The sequence below is a fragment of the Telluria antibiotica genome, from assembly GCF_011682055.1.
Taxonomy (GTDB): domain Bacteria; phylum Pseudomonadota; class Gammaproteobacteria; order Burkholderiales; family Burkholderiaceae_D; genus Telluria; species Telluria antibiotica.
Map to the genome: position 1 here is coordinate 266,548 of NZ_JAAQOM010000004.1, position 16,124 is coordinate 282,671.

At 65.2% G+C, this 16,124-nt stretch carries 18 protein-coding genes and 1 tRNA gene; 7 read left to right on the forward strand and 12 right to left on the reverse strand.

Features of this window, described 5'->3' with window-relative positions; translation table 11 throughout:
* Positions 1–12: 12 nt before the first annotated feature.
* Entirely contained in the window at positions 13–1,095 is a 1,083-nt protein-coding gene (locus HAV22_RS08750; RefSeq protein ID WP_166858166.1) for a porin family protein, read from the forward strand.
* On the opposite strand, the gene HAV22_RS08755 is transcribed toward HAV22_RS08750, so the two are convergent.
* Together HAV22_RS08755 and HAV22_RS08760 are read right to left on the reverse strand one after the other, a co-directional pair.
* A complete protein-coding gene (locus HAV22_RS08755) occupies positions 1,092–1,514 on the reverse strand; it encodes a T6SS immunity protein Tdi1 domain-containing protein (protein WP_166858570.1) in 423 nt (140 codons plus the stop codon). The genes HAV22_RS08750 and HAV22_RS08755 overlap by 4 nt on opposite strands.
* Before the next feature lie 138 nt (positions 1,515–1,652).
* A tRNA-Met gene (locus tag HAV22_RS08760) sits at positions 1,653–1,729 on the reverse strand.
* Between the two features lie 172 nt (positions 1,730–1,901).
* On the opposite strand from HAV22_RS08760, the gene HAV22_RS08765 reads away from it, so the two are divergent.
* The 4 genes from HAV22_RS08765 (at position 1,902) to HAV22_RS08780 (ending at position 5,128) form a co-directional block, all read left to right on the forward strand.
* Complete coding sequence (locus tag HAV22_RS08765; RefSeq protein ID WP_166858572.1) at positions 1,902–2,486, forward strand: NUDIX hydrolase; 585 nt, start codon at positions 1,902–1,904, stop codon at positions 2,484–2,486.
* 14 nt (positions 2,487–2,500) lie between these two features.
* Positions 2,501–3,223, forward strand: coding sequence for a leucyl/phenylalanyl-tRNA--protein transferase (gene aat, locus HAV22_RS08770; protein WP_166858574.1), 723 nt, complete (start codon positions 2,501–2,503; stop codon positions 3,221–3,223).
* A gap of 61 nt (positions 3,224–3,284) precedes the next feature.
* Positions 3,285–4,013: an arginyltransferase gene (locus HAV22_RS08775; RefSeq protein ID WP_166858575.1), complete on the forward strand. Its 729-nt coding sequence runs from the start codon at positions 3,285–3,287 to the stop codon at positions 4,011–4,013.
* Positions 4,014–4,090: 77 nt separating this feature from the next.
* Positions 4,091–5,128: a quinone-dependent dihydroorotate dehydrogenase gene (locus HAV22_RS08780; protein ID WP_166858576.1), complete on the forward strand. Its 1,038-nt coding sequence runs from the start codon at positions 4,091–4,093 to the stop codon at positions 5,126–5,128.
* 45 nt (positions 5,129–5,173) lie between these two features.
* On the opposite strand, the gene HAV22_RS08785 is transcribed toward HAV22_RS08780, so the two are convergent.
* The 7 genes from HAV22_RS08785 to HAV22_RS08815 all read right to left on the reverse strand — a co-directional run bounded on the left by HAV22_RS08785 (position 5,174) and on the right by HAV22_RS08815 (position 11,164).
* The gene (locus HAV22_RS08785; RefSeq protein WP_166858577.1) at positions 5,174–6,103 is read right to left on the reverse strand and encodes a CysB family HTH-type transcriptional regulator; all 930 of its coding nucleotides are present in this window, start codon (positions 6,101–6,103) and stop codon (positions 5,174–5,176) included.
* A complete protein-coding gene (locus HAV22_RS08790) occupies positions 6,100–7,173 on the reverse strand; it encodes a sulfate/molybdate ABC transporter ATP-binding protein (protein WP_166858578.1) in 1,074 nt (357 codons plus the stop codon). Before HAV22_RS08790 ends, HAV22_RS08785 begins: the two co-directional genes overlap by 4 nt.
* Position 7,174: 1 nt before the next feature.
* Positions 7,175–8,092 carry a sulfate ABC transporter permease subunit CysW gene (gene cysW / locus HAV22_RS08795; protein WP_166858579.1) on the reverse strand — a complete coding sequence of 306 codons (918 nt, stop codon included), beginning with the start codon at positions 8,090–8,092 and terminating at the stop codon, positions 7,175–7,177.
* 1 nt (position 8,093) lies between these two features.
* Positions 8,094–8,936, reverse strand: coding sequence for a sulfate ABC transporter permease subunit CysT (gene cysT / locus HAV22_RS08800; RefSeq protein WP_166858580.1), 843 nt, complete (start codon positions 8,934–8,936; stop codon positions 8,094–8,096).
* Positions 8,937–9,090: 154 nt separating this feature from the next.
* Positions 9,091–9,864, reverse strand: a complete 774-nt coding sequence (locus HAV22_RS08805; protein WP_166858581.1) for a sulfite exporter TauE/SafE family protein — start codon at positions 9,862–9,864, stop codon at positions 9,091–9,093.
* Between the two features lie 247 nt (positions 9,865–10,111).
* The gene (locus HAV22_RS08810) at positions 10,112–10,750 is read right to left on the reverse strand and encodes a peroxiredoxin (protein WP_166858582.1); all 639 of its coding nucleotides are present in this window, start codon (positions 10,748–10,750) and stop codon (positions 10,112–10,114) included.
* Between the two features lie 27 nt (positions 10,751–10,777).
* Positions 10,778–11,164: a diacylglycerol kinase gene (locus HAV22_RS08815; protein ID WP_166858583.1), complete on the reverse strand. Its 387-nt coding sequence runs from the start codon at positions 11,162–11,164 to the stop codon at positions 10,778–10,780.
* Positions 11,165–11,303: 139 nt separating this feature from the next.
* On the opposite strand from HAV22_RS08815, the gene HAV22_RS08820 reads away from it, so the two are divergent.
* Complete coding sequence (locus HAV22_RS08820) at positions 11,304–12,089, forward strand: IclR family transcriptional regulator (protein WP_166858584.1); 786 nt, start codon at positions 11,304–11,306, stop codon at positions 12,087–12,089.
* Between the two features lie 21 nt (positions 12,090–12,110).
* Here HAV22_RS08820 and pbpG read toward each other — a convergent pair whose 3' ends face one another.
* From pbpG to HAV22_RS08835, 3 genes are all read right to left on the reverse strand, one after another.
* Positions 12,111–13,235: a D-alanyl-D-alanine endopeptidase gene (pbpG, locus tag HAV22_RS08825; RefSeq protein WP_166858585.1), complete on the reverse strand. Its 1,125-nt coding sequence runs from the start codon at positions 13,233–13,235 to the stop codon at positions 12,111–12,113.
* A gap of 181 nt (positions 13,236–13,416) precedes the next feature.
* A complete protein-coding gene (locus HAV22_RS08830) occupies positions 13,417–14,112 on the reverse strand; it encodes a nitroreductase (protein WP_166858586.1) in 696 nt (231 codons plus the stop codon).
* Between the two features lie 17 nt (positions 14,113–14,129).
* Positions 14,130–15,029 carry a DMT family transporter gene (locus tag HAV22_RS08835; RefSeq protein WP_166858587.1) on the reverse strand — a complete coding sequence of 300 codons (900 nt, stop codon included), beginning with the start codon at positions 15,027–15,029 and terminating at the stop codon, positions 14,130–14,132.
* Positions 15,030–15,406: 377 nt separating this feature from the next.
* Between HAV22_RS08835 and phaP the strand changes: the two genes are divergently transcribed.
* On the forward strand, positions 15,407–15,982 hold the full coding sequence (phaP, locus tag HAV22_RS08840) for a TIGR01841 family phasin (protein WP_166858588.1): 576 nt from the start codon (positions 15,407–15,409) through the stop codon (positions 15,980–15,982).
* The last annotated feature ends 142 nt before the right edge of the window (positions 15,983–16,124 follow it).

The window sequence follows — 16,124 nt, forward strand, 5'->3', positions numbered from 1 at the left end:
CAGAGGTAAATCATGACAGCGACAACATGCATGGCGGCGGTGCTGGTAATGCAGGCCGCGTTGGCCCACGCAGGCGTGGGGGCTGCGGCGGGCGATCCTGCGGCAGGCGATCCTGCGGCAGGCGATCCTGCGGCAAGCGACCCCGTGGCAGGCGACCCCGACGACCGCGGCGCGTATCTCTCGACCGCGTTCGGCAACGGCCGCATCCACGGCGGCAACGCGAGCGGCGACCGCTGGATGCGGGGCCGCACGTTCGAAGTCCGTGCCGGACGCCAGCAGCACGACGTATGGGGGCTCGCCCTGCCTCCCGGCTGGACCATGCGTGTCGACTTCGTCCACTACAACGAAGGCCATCCGGACAACAACCACCGCGACGGCTTCGCGCTGCAATGGCTGGCCGTGCGCCGCCTGGCGCCCGCGTGGACGGGCGAACTGGGCGCCGGCCCTTACCTCAGCATGAACACGACCAAGATAGCCGGCGAACAGATCGACGACGCCCGCCTCGGCGCGCTCGTCAGCGTCGCGCTGCGCGTGGCCGTGCCCGGACCGTCCGGCACGCACCTGCGCCTCGGCTTCAACCACGTGGCCATGCATACCGTGCACCGGTCGGACGCGCTCGTGTTCGGCATCGGCCGCCAATTCGGCGCGGCCGAGCCGGCGCCCGCCGTCGTGCCGGACGGCCGGCCGTGGCTCGGCGCCACGCTCGGCACGTCGATCACGAACATGGCGGGCACCCACGGCGCCCATGCGGCCGTGCTCGAGGCCAGGCAGTATGCGGGGCGCTGGGGTATCGGCTACAAATTCCTGTTCGAAGGCGACGACGGTGCGCGCGTGGACCGGCGCGGGCTCGCGGGCCAGCTGTGGTACGTGCAGCCCGTCACGCCGCGCTTCTCGATGAGCGCCGGCCTCGGCCCCTATTTCGCCGCAAACCGGCGCGACGGCAATCGCACGGCCACGAATCTCCTCGTCACGTTCCAGGCCGAACACGCGCTGTCCGCGCACACACGAGTCGTCGTGAACTTCAACCGCATCAAGACGTTCCGCAAGACGAACGACCGCGACCTGTTCCAGGTGGGCCTGCTGCGCCGTTTCTAGACGAACGCGTCCCAGCCGGGCAGCCCGTCGAACTGCTGGGCACCTTCGCCGGAAAAGCGGATCAGCTCGTGCAGCGGCACCATGGCCAGGTTGTCGCGCCCGTAGTGCCCGCCCAGCGCGCTCGGGATCCGCAGGCAGTACTTGCGCCCGGCCGTCAGCGGGCCCAGCGCCGTCTCGGCCAGGCGCACCTGGTCGGGCATGTACCAGCCGTCGAGGAATTCCTGGTTGTACGACAGGGCGTCGAGGGCTGCCCTGTCTTCCGCGACGGGCTCGCACCGGAGGTCTTGCGGCGACAGGCGCCAGTACATGCCGTCGTCGTCGCGCACGATCAGGTTGCCGAAGGCGTTCTCGCCCAATACCTCGACGGCATGGAGACCGGTCCAGCCCCATGCATCATTGATCTCGTCCACGGTAATCATCCGTTCGCTCCTTTTTCGATGCACACGGAGACTTCGACCGAGCCGGACGGCGCGCGTTGCGGGGATGGCGGGAAGGCTTGACCGGGGTCGAAAACGAAAAAGCCGCTGATCCTGAACAGGGTCAACGGCTTTGGAATCTGGTTGCGGGGACAGGATTTGAACCTGTGACCTTCGGGTTATGAGCCCGACGAGCTGCCAGACTGCTCCACCCCGCGTCTGATGATTCGCATTATACGCACCTTCGGCACTTTAGGCAATCGCAGTTCTAAGACGCCCCGGTATCGCAGCATAAGCGCCCTCTGTCGGCGGCGCGAACGGCAGGCGGATTGCGGCACCACGGGTCCGATACAATGGTAAAGTAAGGACAATTCAATTCATCCGTTTCCTATGAAATTCTGTTCCGAGTGCGCCCACCCGCTCACGGTGTCCGTTCCCGAAGGCGACAACCGTCCCCGTTTCGTGTGCACCCATTGCGGCACCATCCATTACCAGAACCCGAAGATGGTGATCGGCTCGATTCCCGTGTGGGAACAGGACGGCGAGTTCAAGGTCCTGCTGTGCAAGCGCGCCATCGAGCCGCGCTACGGGTACTGGACGCTGCCGGCCGGCTTCATGGAAAACGGCGAGACGACGAGCGCCGCCGCCGCGCGCGAGACGGAAGAGGAAGCGGGGGCCAACGTCGAGCTGGGCCATTTGTTCACCTTGCTGAACGTCGTGCACGTGCACCAGGTCCACATGTTCTACCTGGCCCGCCTCGTCGACCTCGATTTCGCGCCCGGCATCGAAAGCCTGGACGTGCAATTGTTCAGCGAGAGCGAGATCCCGTGGAGCGACCTGGCCTTCCCCACCATCCGCACGACGCTCGAACTGTTCTTCGCCGACCGCGCCCGCATCCGTGAACACGGCGGCACCTACGGCTTCCACACGCACGACATCGCCGGGCCCATGCGCGCACCCGTCCAACCCGACTGACACACCGCACGACCATGATTCCCTGGCTCGAGGCCCATACGCCGTTTCCCGACGTGTCCGAAGCGTTGACGACGGACGCACCGGGCCTGCTCGCGGCCGGCGCCGACCTCTCGCCGCAACGCCTGCTGCAGGCGTACCGGAACGGCATCTTCCCCTGGTTTTCCGAGGGCCAGCCGATCCTGTGGTGGAGCACCGACCCGCGCATGGTGCTGTACACGGAACGCTTCAAGGTCAGCGACAGCCTCAAGAAGACGCTGCGCAAGATCGAGCGCAGCCGCCAGGCCGGAGGGCCGTGGGTCGTGCGCTTCGACGGCGCCTTCGAGGCCGTGATGCGCGCCTGCGCCGCGCCCCGCAAGGACGGGCCGGGCACGTGGATCTCGGAAGACATCATCGCCGGCTACACGGGCCTGCACCGCATGGGGTATGCACACTCGTCCGAGGTCTGGCTGGACGGCGAACTGGTCGGCGGCGCCTACGGCGTATGCATCGGCCGCATGTTCTACGGCGAATCGATGTTCGCGCGCGTGTCGGACGCGTCGAAGGTCGCGCTGGCCTACCTCGTCGCCTTCCTGCGCAGCCACGGCGTGACGCTGATCGACTGCCAGCAGGAGACGGGACACCTGGCCTCGCTGGGCGCCGTGCCGATCCCGCGCCGCGATTTCCTGCGGCATCTGCGCCACGCAATCGCGGAACCGCCCATCGAACGGTGGGAAATCACGCCACCGTTGACCACCTAACGGTGCGCGGCGCCGTCTTTGGCTACAATGGGTCATACACACGTCGTTCCGAGAGCCTTGCATGACGCACCTGAATGATCTGCCATTTTCCACGCTGCAGTTCTATACGACGGCACCGTATCCTTGCAGCTATCTGGACGCACGCCAGGCCCGTTCGCAGGTCGCCACGCCGTCGCACCTGATCAATGCGGACGTCTATTCGGAACTCGTGCGCAACGGCTTCCGCCGCAGCGGCATCTTCACGTACCGTCCCTATTGCGACGGCTGCCGCGCCTGCATCCCCGTGCGCGTGGCCGCGGAACAGTTTGCCCCCAACCGCAGCCAGCGCCGCGCCTGGAAGCGCCACGACGACCTGACGGCGATGGTGGCCAACCTGTCGTTCTCCGACGAGCACTATGCGCTGTACCTGCGCTACCAGACCACGCGCCACGTGGGCGGCGGCATGGACCAGGACAGCCGCGACCAGTACGCGCAATTCCTGCTGCAAAGCCGCGTCAACACGCGCCTCGTGGAATTCCGCGAACCGGACGGCACCCTGCGCATGGTGTCGATCATCGACGTGCTGTCCGACGGCCTGTCGTCCGTCTACACATTCTTCGACCCGGACGTGGCCGGCGCCTCGTACGGTACGTACAACGTGATGTGGCAGATCGGCCAGGCGCGCGAGCTGGAGCTGCCCTACGTCTACCTCGGCTACTGGATCGAACAAAGTCCCAAGATGGCCTACAAGATCAATTTCAGGCCGCTGGAAGCGCGTATTGACGGCGCCTGGGGTGTGCTGGAACATTGACGGCCCGCAGGTGGCGATGAAAGTGCGGTATTGCCTCCACACAAGGTAAAATGTCGCGAATTCTGAATTAGGCCACCATGTCCGACAAACTCCTGTACGCACTCGCCCGCCCGCTGCTGTTCTCCCTCGATCCCGAAACGGCTCACAACCTGACGCTGCCCGCGCTGCGCCGCGCGGCCACGATGGGGCTGACGGGCGTCGTCAAGAAGCCGAAGCCGGATCCGCGTACGGTGATGGGCATCACGTTCCCGAACCCGGTGGGTCTCGCCGCCGGCCTCGACAAGGACGGCGCGTACATCGACGGCCTGGCGGCGCTCGGCTTCGGTTCCATCGAGATCGGCACCGTGACCCCGCGCGCCCAGCCCGGCAACCCGCGTCCGCGCATGTTCCGCCTGCCGGCCGCGCGCGGCATCATCAACCGCATGGGCTTCAACAACGGCGGCGTCGACGCGTTCGTCGCCAACGTCCAGGCCTCGCGCTTCTACCAGGACCGCCAGGGCGTGCTGGGCCTGAACATCGGCAAGAATGCCGACACCCCGATCGAACGGGCCGCCGACGACTACGTGGCGTGCCTGCGCAAGGTGTACCCGTATGCGAGCTACGTGACCGTCAACATCTCGTCGCCGAACACGAAGAACCTGCGCCAGCTGCAGGGTGCGTCGGAACTGGATGCGCTGCTGTCGCAGCTGAAGGAAGAGCAGGCGCGCCTGGCCGACAAGTACGGCCACTACGTGCCGCTGGCACTGAAGATCGCGCCGGACGTCGACGGCGACCAGATCCGCAACATCGGCGCCGCCCTGGTCCGGCACCGCATCGATGGCGTGATCGCCACCAACACGACCTTGGCCCGCCGCGACGTGGAAGGCATGCGCCATGCGGCCGAACAAGGCGGCCTGTCGGGTGCGCCCGTGTTCGAACAGTCCAACATCGTGATCCGCGCGCTGAAGACGGAAGTGGGCGATGCCGTGCCCATCATCGGCGTCGGGGGCATCCTGAGCGGACGCGACGCCAAGGCCAAGATCGCGGCCGGCGCGCAACTCGTGCAGCTGTACAGCGGCCTGATCTACCGCGGTCCCGCGCTCGTGCGCGAATGCGCGGACGCGCTGCGCGCGTAAACGCCAACACACCGCATGCGTTCGCGTGGGCACGGGGTGCCCACCCTACTCCACGACCGGATGCAGCGCCTTCTCGATATCCGACTTCGTGAAACCCTGCGCGAAACGCTCGATGAAGTCGTAGGCATACGCACGCAGGTACGCGCCGCGGCGCACCGCCAGGCGCGTCACGTTTGGCGCGAACAAATGCGACGACTCGATCGCGCGCAGCCCGCGGTCGCGGCCGTGGTCGAACGCCATCGACGCGACGACGCCGACGCCCATCCCCAATGACACGTACTGTTTGATGACGTCCGAATCCATCGCCGTCAGCATGATGTCCGGGCTCACGCCGGCGGCGGCGAACGCGGCGTCGATGTGGCTGCGGCCAGTGAAGCCCACGTCGTACGTGATCAGCGGGAACTCGGCCAGGTCCGACAGCTTGATCGGCGACCGCTGCAGCAGCGGGTGGCCGTCCGGCACGACGACGAGGTGGCTCCAGCGGTAGCACGGGAACGACACGAGGTCGGGGAACGCGGACAGGCCTTCCGTCGCGATGCCGATGTCGGCGCGGCCCGACAGCACCCACTCGGCGATGTGTTCCGGTGCGCTCTGCTGCAGGGCGATGCGCACACCGGGGAACGCCGCGCGGAACGCCTGCACGACCTGCGGCAGCGCGTAGCGCGCCTGCGTGTGCGTGACGGCGACGGTGAGCGTCCCGCTGTCCTGCGCGGCGTATTCGCTGCTGGCCTGCTGCAGGTTCTCGGCCTCGACGAGCAGGCGCTCGATGATCTTCAGGATGCCCTTGCCCGGGTCCGTGAGCCCGGTGAGGCGCTTGCCGTTGCGCTCGAAGATGACGACGCCCAGCTCGTCCTCCAGTTCGCGGATCTGGCGCGACACGCCCGGCTGCGACGTGAACAGGGCTGTCGCCACGTCCGTCAGGTTGAAATTGCGGCGCGCCGCTTCGCGCACCGATCGCAGCTGCTGGAAATTCATATGTCCGCTCCCTGGTCGACGAATACGTGCATGCGCCGCGGCTTCACCAGCAGCGTCTCGCCGTCGCGCAACGCCAGTTCCCGATAGCGTTCGTTCGGGATCACGGCCTCGATGATCTGCGCATTGTCGGCACGCTCGAGATCCAGCTGGGCCAGCGGACCGATCGCGTGCGCGCGCCGCAGCTTCACGGCGACGCCTTCGCCGCCCGGCACATAACGCTCGACGTCCAGGTCGTGCGGCCGCACGTAGGCGATGCCTTCGCCGTTCTGCACGCCCGCGTGCTGCGGCGCGTGGAACGTGGCGTCGCCGCTGGCCAGCACGCCTTCGTGGACGCGGCCGTGGAACAGGTTCACGTTGCCGAGGAAGCCGTAGACGAACGGCGATGCCGGGTGGTTGTAGACGTCGCTCGGCGTGCCCAGTTGCTCCACGTGCCCCTTGTTCATCAGGACGACCTGGTCCGCCACTTCGAGCGCCTCCTCCTGGTCGTGCGTGACGAAGATCGACGTCACGTGCAGCTCGTCGTGCAGCTGGCGCAGCCAGCGCCGCAACTCCTTGCGCACCTTCGCATCCAGCGCACCAAACGGTTCGTCGAGCAGCAGCACGCGTGGCTCGACCGCGAGCGCGCGCGCGAGGGCGATGCGCTGGCGCTGGCCACCCGACAGCTGCGGCGGATAGCGGTCGGCGATCCAGTCCAGCTGCACGAGCTCCAGCAGCTTCTTCACCTTCTCGCGGATCTGCGTTTCGGACGGGCGTTCCTTGCGCGGCTTCACGCGCAGGCCGAAGGCGACGTTCTCGAACACGGTCATGTGCTTGAACAGCGCGTAATGCTGGAACACGAAGCCGACCTGGCGCTCGCGCACGTGGCGGGCCGACGCGTCGGCGCCATCGAGAAGTACCCTGCCCGCGTCCGGAAACTCGAGGCCGGCGATGATGCGCAGCAGCGTCGTCTTGCCGCAGCCGGACGGGCCCAGCAGCGCCGTCAGCTCGCCGTCGGCGAACTTCAGCGACACGTCATCCAGCGCCGTGAACGCGCCAAACTGCTTGCGGATGTGCTCAACTTCGATCGTCATGTCAATGCTCCGTGGTGTGGTCCTGCACGCTGGCCTTTTGGGCCTGGTGCAGACGCCATTCGATAAAGGTTTTCACGGCCAAGGTGACGAGGGCCAGCAGCGCCAGCAGCGATGCGATCGCGAACGCGGCCGTGAAGTTGTATTCGTTGTAGAGGATCTCGACCTGCAGCGGCATCGTGTTCGTCTCGCCGCGGATATGGCCGGAAACGACGGACACGGCGCCGAACTCGCCCATCGCGCGGGCGTTACACAGGATCACGCCGTACAGCAGGCCCCACTTGATGTTCGGCAGCGTGACCTTGCAGAAGGTCTTCCAGCCGGACGCGCCCAGCACGAGCGCCGCCTCTTCCTCTTCGCTGCCCTGCGCCTGCATCAGCGGGATCAGTTCGCGGGCGACGAACGGGAACGTGACGAACACGGTCGCCAGCACGATGCCCGGCACGGCGAACAGGATCTTGATGTCGTGGTCCATCAGCCACGGACCGAACCAGCCCTGCGAGCCGAACAGCAGCACGTAGATCAGGCCCGCGATCACGGGCGACACGGAGAACGGCAGGTCGATCAGCGACAGCAGGATGCTCTTGCCGGGGAAGTCGAACTTGGCGATGGTCCACGCCGCCGCCACGCCGAACACGAGGTTCAGCGGGACGGCGATGCCGGCCGCGATGAACGTCAGCTTGATGGCGGACAGCGCGTCCGCATCGAGCACGGATTCCTTGTACACGTCCCAGCCCTTCTTCAGGGCTTCGGTGAACACGGCCACGAGCGGCACGAACAGGAACAGCGTGAGGAAGACCAGGGCGATGGCGATCAATGCATAGCGCACCCAGCCAGGCTCCAGCGTATTGGTTGCCTTGCGCGGCGCGTTCGCGACCACGGCAGCCTTGTCTTTCAGGTGATTGTCGAGGACGGCACTCATGTCACTTCCCCGCGCGCTTGCGCGCCCAGGCCTGGAGCAGGTTGATGGCGAGCAGGAGGATGAACGACACGATCAGCATCACGACGGCGATCGCGGTGGCGCCCGTGTAGTCGTACTGCTCCAGCTTGGTGATGATGAACAGCGGCGTGATCTCCGACACCATCGGCATATTGCCGGCGATGAAGATCACGGAACCGTATTCGCCTGTGGCGCGCGCGAACGCGAGGGCGAAGCCCGTCAGCAGCGCGGGCACGACGCTCGGCAGGATCACGCGGGTGAACGTCTGCCACGGGCTCGCGCCCAGGCTGGCGGCCGCCTCTTCCAGTTCGCGCTCCGCATCTTCCAGCACGGGCTGCACCGTGCGCACGACGAACGGCAGCCCGATGAACGTCAGCGCGATGACGACGCCCAGCGGCGTGAACGCGACCTTGATGCCCGCTTTTTCCAGGTACTGGCCGATCCAGCCGTTCGAGGAATACAGCGCCGTCAACGTGATGCCGGCAACGGCGGTGGGCAGCGCGAACGGCAGGTCGACGAGCGCGTCGACGAAGCGCTTGCCGGGAAACTGGTAGCGCACCAGCACCCACGCGACGATGCCGCCGAACACGACGTTGATGGCGGCGCCGATCAGCGCGGCGCCGAAGCTCAGCCGGTACGACGCCATCACGCGGTCGGACGTGACGGCGGCCACGAACGCGTCCCAGCTCATCGTGAACGTCTTGAGGAAGATCGCCGACAGCGGGATCAGCACGATCAGCGCGAGATAGAAAATCGTGAAACCGAGCGACAGCCCGAAGCCGGGAATCACCCGGTTCGCACTGCTACGCGATAGTAAAGTGGTCATCGTACGCCTTATTACAATTTCTTCTAACAGAACCAAATAATCTCATCAGAAAGACATATTACAAACGAAGCATTCCTCATTTGCATAGAAGATTCCCGTATTAGCCCACCCCAAAACAGAAAGGCGCCTCGCGGCGCCTTTTGCTTGGTTTGGCTCAGTGGAGCAGCTTGACCGCTACCCCCGCCAGCGTCATCGCCAGCAATCCCCGGAGGAACCTCTCCGGCATGGCCCGTGCGGCCCAGGAACCCAGCGTGATCCCGGGCAGCGAGCCGATCAGCAGCGCCGACAACAGCGCCCAGTTGATCGAGCCCAGCCACCAGTGGCCGACGGCCGCGATCGCGGTCAGCGGCACGGCGTAGGCGATGTCGGTGCCCGCGACCTCGGCCGGCGTGAGGCGGGGGTACAGCATGACAAGCAAGGTGGCACCGATCGCGCCCGCGCCGATCGACGAAATGGTCACCAGGGTGCCCAGCACCGCGCCAGACACGACCGTGGCGACGACGAGGCTGCGCCCCTGCAGCTGGCGCGACGGCTTGGCATTGACCCAGGCGAGCATCTTGCCGCGGAACAGGATGGCCACGACGGTCAGCAGCACGGACACGGCGATCGAATAACGGATCACCTTCCCGATCGAGGCACCCAGCGGCCCGAAATATTGCAGCGCCAGGGTGGCGAGCAGCGCCGCCGGCAGCGCGCCGAGGCACAGGCGGCCGACGATGTTCCAGTGCACGGTGCCGCGCGAGCGATGGGTGATGGTGCCGGCGGTTTTGGTGATCGAGGCGAAGGCAAGGTCGGTGCCGACGGCGACGGACGGCGTGACGCCGAACAGCAAGGTCAACAGCGGCGTCATCAGCGAACCGCCGCCGACGCCCGTCATGCCGACCAGTAGGCCAACGGCGAATCCCGACAAAATATATGTAATCGACATGCTTTACCCCCAGGTTGGCTCCAAGGGTAAATGCCCTCAGCCGTAAAACAAACGATACGTTCCTTATTTGCTTATGCGAGACGTGATGTCGGGAATGAATTGGGTGGAACGGTGGGCGGAGGCCGCCCACCCTACTGACTGATGGGAATTCGTAGGGTGGGCTCCCCTGAGCCCACGCGGACGTCGGCATGACGCAAACGTACGCGTGGGCACGGGGTGCCCACCCTACGAACAATGCGCAGTGCGTTTATTTGTTCGGCTGCGGGGTGATACGGAGGTAAGGCCTCGGCGCCGTGAACCCTTTCGGATACTTCTGCGCCAGTTGGTCCGGGTCCTGCACGGTCAGCGGAATGATCACGTCGTCGCCATCCTTCCAGTTGCCCGGCGTCGCCACGGTATAGCCGTCCGTGAGCTGCAGGGCGTCGATCACGCGCAGCACCTCGTCGAAGTTGCGGCCCGTGCTCATCGGGTACGTGATCATCAGGCGGATCTTCTTGGCCGGATCGATCACGAACAGCGAGCGCACGGTCGCCGTGGCCGACTGGTTCGGGTGGATCATGTCGTACAGCTGCGAGACGGATTTGTCCGCGTCCGCGATGATCGGGAAGCCGACGACGGTCTGCTGGGTTTCCTCGATATCCTTGATCCAGGCCTTGTGCTGCTCGGCCGGGTCGACGGATAGCGCGATCGCCTTCACGTTGCGCTTGTCGAATTCCGGCTTGAGTTTCGCGGTCAGGCCCAGTTCGGTCGTGCACACGGGCGTGAAGTCGGCGGGATGCGAGAACAGCACGACCCACGAATCGCCCGCCCATTCATGGAAACGGATGCGGCCGATGGTGGAATCCTGCTCGAAATCCGGTGCGGTGTCGCCCAGGCGTAAAGTCATGGTCGTCTCCTTCAGGTTGATGAACGGTCAGAAAAAGCGGTTGTACAGCACGACGGCCCACGTGGCGGACGCCATCGCGATCGCCAGCGCCACGGCGGCGCTGCCCAGGTCCTTGGCGGCCTTCGACAGCGGATGGCGTTCCAGCGACACGCGGTCGACGACGGCTTCGATGGCCGCATTGATCAGCTCCACGAGCAGCACGAGCCCCAGGACCGCGATCAGCGCCAGCTTCTGGAACGCCGAAATCTTCAGCACCAATGCGATGACGGCGGCCGGCACGGCCACCATCACTTCCTGGCGAAACGCATGCTCGTTGCGCCACGCCGTCTGGAACCCCTGGATGGAATAGCGGAATGCGCCCGCGATACGGCTCAGGCCGCCCTTACTCTTGAACTCGCTGCTAGGTTGATCCATGTAATTTCGGCAATCTGTACAGAATCGCCATTATGCCCACACAGCGCCACCCGTGCGCAACACAAACCGATTGCATTACCACTTATTTTCACATTGTGGTATAAAGTAGAGAAATATACCGCACTGCACCAACCACATCATGAAAATGGAAACCCCTGAACCGGCGAAGACTTCCATCCAGGTCATCGAGCGCATGGTGGCCTTGCTCGACGTGCTGGCCATGTATCCCGACCCCGTCAGCCTGAAAGAGTTGTCGAAGATCTCGGGCCTGCACCCGTCGACGGCACACCGCATCCTGAACGACATGGTCGTGACGCGCTTCGTCGACCGCGTGGAACCCGGCACGTACCGCCTGGGCATGCGCCTGCTCGAGCTGGGCAACGTGGTCAAGAGCCGGCTCTCCGTGCGCGAGGCCGCCGTCGATCTGATGCGCGCGCTGCACAACAAGACCAAGCAGACCGTCAACCTGTCCGTCCGCCAGGGCGACGAGATCGTCTACATCGACCGCGCGTTTTCCGAGCGCTCCGGCATGCAGGTCGTGCGCGCGATCGGCGGGCGCGGCCCGCTGCACCTGACGTCGACGGGCAAGCTGTTCCTGTCGATCGACGAGCCGAAGGCGATCCGCGCCTACGCGACGCGCACCGGCCTCGCGGGCCACAACAAGAACTCGATCACGGATCTGACGCGGCTGGAGCGCGAACTGTCGCTCGTGCGCGCGCGCGGCTATGCGCGCGACAACGAGGAACTGGAACTGGGCGTGCGCTGCATGGCCGCCGGCATCCACGACGACAGCGGCAAGCTGGTCGCGGGACTGTCGATCTCGGCACCGGCCGACCGCCTGCAGGATGAATGGCTGGAAGACCTGGTGAACACGGCGGCGCAGATTTCCGCCACGTTGGGTCACCGGGTCGGCGGGACGAGCTGACCCTCGTCCCGCGGGGTGTGATTACTGGACGACGGGCGCCGCCGCAGCGGCAGACACCGTCGCCGGCACCGTGGCCGAGACGGTCACGGGCACGCCCGCTGCCGCCGTGGCGGGAATGGCGGCCGGCTTGAGCGCCTCGAGCCAGCGGCGCATGCGGCCCGCGTCGGCCGTGCGCGACTGCTTGCCCTTCGAATCGAGGAACACCATGATCACGTTGCGGCCCTGGATCATGGCCTGCATCACGAGGCAGCGCCCCGCTTCGTTGATGAAGCCCGTCTTCTGCAGGCCGATGTTCCAGTCGGGCGACGCGACGAGGTAGTTCGTGTTGTGGTACTGCAGCGCCCGGCCGCTCGCTTCCACGACGTATTGCGGGTCCGTCGTGTACTGGCGCAGCAGCGGTTCCTCGTGCGCCACCTTGACGAGCTTCGCGAGATCGCGCGCGCTCGACACGTTCTGGCTCGACAGGCCGCTCGAATCCACGTAATGCGTGTCATTCATGCCGAGTTCGTGCGCCTTCGCATTCATCGCCTCGACGAACGCCTGGATACCGCCCGGATAGTTGCGGCCCAGTGCCGCGGCAGCGCGGTTTTCCGAGCTCATCAGCGCGATGTGCAGCAGGTTGCCGCGCGTCATGCGAGCGCCGACCGGCAGGCGCGAGCTGGTGAACTTGTGGCGGTCGACGTCGGCTTCCGTGATCGTCAACACCTCGTTGAGGTCCTGCTGGGCTTCCACGACGAGCAAGCCCGTCATCAGCTTCGTGATCGACGCGATCGGGAGCGCGACGGCGGGATTCTTTTCGAACAGCACTTCCGAACTCGTCTGGTCTATCACGTACGCCACGTTGGAACGCAGCTCGAGCGGGTCGCGAGTGTGGTTCAGGCCGGCGATATCGCCGGCGCTGGGCATGGCGACGGCCGGGGCGACATGGCGGATGCGCTGGTACACGACGCGGCGCTTGCCGTGCACGATCGCGACGCGACGCACGAGGCGTTCGCGGTTGTCGTCCACGTCCGCCTTGGCCACGACCGCGCGCTTGGCCTTCACGTGCTTGGCCGTGTGTCCGTGTCCCTTGTGCCTGGTCGCAGCCGCGGCGGGTTCGAGCACGAACATCATGGAAATGGCGGCTGCCAACACGAGCTTGAACATCTTGAAAATCCTTGAACGCGAACTGAAGAGCACTAAATGCAGTGTAGCGGAAGACGATTGGAGCGCAAGTGCGCACCCACCGAATGTACCACCTGCGCTCGCTTTTTTCTAGAACGCAAAAATCAATGCGTTGTAGAAATCTCTTGATTTTTCAATAGCTTGCGAAGACAACTATACTCTGCTAGTCCAGGAAGCGCGCGAAAGATGAGACCGGTTCGCGCTCCGTGACGAGCGTGTTTTCGACCTTGTCCGGATCGGCGTAGCCGAGCGCCATGCCACACACGACCATCTCGCTGTCGAGCAGGCCGAGCTCGGCGGAAATGATGCGGTGAAATTGCGTGAACGCGGCCTGCGGGCAGGTGTCGAGGCCGCGGCCGCGCGCGGCGACCATGATGTTCTGCAGGAACATGCCGTAGTCGAGCCAGGAGCCCTGCTCCATGACGCGGTCGATCGTGAAGATCATGCCGACGGGCGCGTCGAAGAAGCGGTAGTTGCGGCCGTGCTGGGCCGCCATGCCGGCCTTGTTGTCGCGCGTCAGGCCCAGCAGCGCATACAGGTCCCAGCCGACCTTGCGCCGCCGGTCGACGAACGGCGACACCCATTCGCGCGGATAGTACGCATATTCTTCGACGTGCTCGCGGGCCCGGGCCGGGTCGGCGTAGGCGGCGAGGATGCGGTCGGACAGGCGTTCCTTCGCGGCGCCCGTCAGCACGTGCACTTTCCACGGCTGCGTGTTCGTGCCGGACGGCGCGCGCGCCGCGACCTCCAGAATGGCTTCCACGTCCTCGCGCGCCACCGGTGTCGGCAGGTACGCGCGGATCGAGCGCCGCGACGTGATGGCGGCATCCACCGCACGTTGTTGTTCGCTGGTGATCATTGAGTCTCCTCTTACTTTTATTTTTTGACGACGAACGCGACGCCCATGACCGCGACGGCCATGCCGGCCAGCCCGAGGCTGCTCAACCGTTCGCCGAACAAGGCCCAGGCCATCAGCGCGGTCGTCGGCGGCGTCAGGTACAACAGGCTCGTGACACGGGTGGCGTCGTTGCGGCTGATGAGGCGGAACAGCAGGAAAATGGCGCCGATCGACAGCGCCAGGATGGACCACAGCAGCGCGCCCACGAATTGCGGCGTCCAGCGGATGGCGTCCAGGTGCGGCCCGAACCCTTCCAGCCAGATGGCGAGCGGCAGCAGCGCCAGCGCCGTCGCCGTGTACTGGATCACGGTGCCGGTGCGCAGGTCGAAATGGGGACAGAAGCGTTTCTGGTACAGCGTGCCCGCCGTAATCGACAGCAGCGCGAGCACGCACAGTGCGATCGCCACGGGCGCCAGCCCGTTCAAATGAATCTTCGCCGCGACGACGAGAGCCACGCCGGACAGGCCCAGCAGCAGCCCCAGCCATTGGCGCGGCCGGACCCGTTCGCCGATCAGCGGCGCGGCGATGGCCGTCAGGATGGGCTGCATGCCGACGATCAGCGCGGACAGCCCGGCCGGCATGCCGAGCTTGATGGCGCACCAGACGCCACCCAGGTAGCCGGCCTGCAGCAACAGCCCGGCCACGGCCACGTGCCTGACGCGCCCGCGCGGCCACGCGGCGCCCGTCAACAGCACGACGGGGAGCAGGATCAGCACGGCGCCCAGGCAGCGCAGGATCAGGAACGACAGCGGCGGCGCATACGGCAACCCATATTTCGCGGCGATGAAGCCGGTGCTCCAGAGAACGACGAAGAACAGAGGCGTCAGGGCTTGCCGGCGCGTGTGCTGCGTGGCCTGGGTTGCGGTCGTATCGGACATCGTCAAGGTTACGCGGACGTGCAGGGCCGCGTCGGCCGGGCTACGTCGAATGATTGGAAGGCAAGTTTATCACGGCAGGTCGGCGGCCCGTCGCCTTGCTGAAAAGCACTAAAGTGTTGTAACGGCGCAAACAAAAGTCGCGCAAACGTTTGAATCCATTGATCTTACTCAACAGAACAGGGTTGAATTGTGCGACGCATCAAAAGTGCTTGACGCACAATCGAAAACCGTGAAAAATGGCTTCATGTTGCGACGCACAATCGCCGAGATTTTCAAGCAGTAGACGTTTTTTGCAGCACCGCTTCACTGGTCCAAAGCGGGTGTCGACAGGCACCTCAAAGCAAAGTTCACATAACGATCCATTACTGGAGAACCATATGTTTGCATTCCCTGAGCAATTTTCGAACGCGACCAAAGCCAACCTCGAATCCCAGTTTGCGCTGTTTTCGGCCCTGACCTCCAAGACCTTCGAAGGCGTGGAAAAGCTGGTGGACCTGAACATCAACACCGTCAAGGCCGCCCTCGAGGATTCGTCGGCAACGGCACGTCAGCTGCTGTCCGTCAAGGATGCCCAAGAATTCTTCACCGTGTCGGCATCGCAAGCTCAGCCGGCCGCTGAAAAGGCCCTGGCCTACAGCCGCCAGGTGGCATCGATCGCTGCCGACACCGGCGCCGAGTTCTCGAAAGCCGCCGAAAGCCAGTTCGCCGAAGTCAACCGCAAGGTGATCTCGCTGGTCGACGAAGTGACCAAGAACGCACCGGCCGGTTCGGAGACCTATGTCTCGGCCCTGAAGACCGCCATCAGCAACGCCAACGCCGGCTACGAACAGTTCACCAAGACGACCAAGCAGGCCGTCGAGGCGATCGAATCGAACCTGAACGCCGCCGTGTCGCAGTTCACGCAAGCCACCCGCAAGGCTGGCGCTGCCGCCAACTCGGCCGCTGCTGCCTAAGCATCACCGCGAGCTTCCCCTCCCTCTGGAAGCCGAACGGCCCGGACCGCGCAAGCGGTTCCGGGCCGTCTGTTTTGTGCTTGTAACGCCAACACACCGCGACCGTCCGCGTGGGCACGGGGTGCCCACCCTACCCTCTGCC